Consider the following 1,094-nt stretch of genomic DNA (forward strand, 5'->3'; position numbering starts at 1 on the left):
GCGCCAGGGCGCCGATCTCCTTGGCAACCCACTTGCGCAGCTCCTGCTTCAGGTCTTCCGTCGCCGTAACGTGTTCTTCCAGCGTGACGAACGCAGCGATCGCCTGGCCTTTGAGCTCGTCCGGACGGCCAACGACAGCGGCCTCCGCAACAGTAGGATGCGAAACCAGCGCTGACTCAATCTCCGCCGTTCCCAGGCGATGTCCGCTGACGTTGATGACATCGTCAACACGGCCCATCAGCCAGAAGTAGCCATCCGCGTCCCGCCGCGCACCGTCGCCGGTAAAGTACGCTCCCGGAATCTCCGACCAGTAGGCGGCAACATAACGCTCCGGGTTGCCGTAGATGGTGCGCGCCATCGAGGGCCAGGGCTTGCGAATGATCAGCAGACCGCCGTGGCCATCCGGCACGGGTTCGCCTTCCTTGGTCACAACGGCGGCATCGACACCAAAGAAAGGCACGGTGGCCGATCCGGGTTTCGCGGCAATCGCGCCTGGAATCGGCGCAATCATATGCACTCCGGTCTCGGTCTGCCACCAGGTATCGGCAATGGGGCAGCGCTCATGTCCGATCTCGCGGTGGAACCACATCCACGCCTCGGGATTGATGGGCTCGCCCACTGTACCCAGCAGACGCAGCGAAGCCAGCGAATACTTGCGGACCCACTCGTCGCCCCACTTGATAAATGCGCGGATCGCCGTGGGAGCGGTATAGAAGATCGTCACCTTGTGACGATCGATAATCTGCCAGAAACGGTCCGGCTCCGGCCAGTTAGGCGCGCCTTCATACATCAGCACGGTGGCGCCATTCTGCAGCGGTCCGTAGACCACATAGCTGTGTCCCGTAATCCAGCCGATATCGGCAGTGCAGAAGTACACATCATCTTCCTGCAGATCGAAGACATATTTGCTGGTCAGATATGTGCCTACCGCGTAGCCGCCGGTGGTATGCACCAGGCCCTTAGGCTTACCGGTTGTTCCAGAGGTATAGAGGATGAACAGCGGATCCTCGGCATCCATGGATTCGGGCGGGCAGTTCGGCGACGCCTTCGCGGTCAGCTCGTGCCACCAGAAATCGCGGCCGGGAGCCATCGCC

Annotated in this window: 1 protein-coding gene; it reads right to left on the reverse strand. The window is 61.5% G+C overall.

The features are described 5' to 3' along the window. Nucleotides 1–1,094: AMP-binding protein (locus tag AB4043_RS26375; protein WP_442308635.1), on the reverse strand; the 1,094-nt coding region annotated here is incomplete at both ends.

Origin of the sequence: Terriglobus sp. YAF25 (genome assembly GCF_052113305.1) — a bacterium.
Classification (GTDB): Bacteria; Acidobacteriota; Terriglobia; order Terriglobales; family Acidobacteriaceae; genus Terriglobus.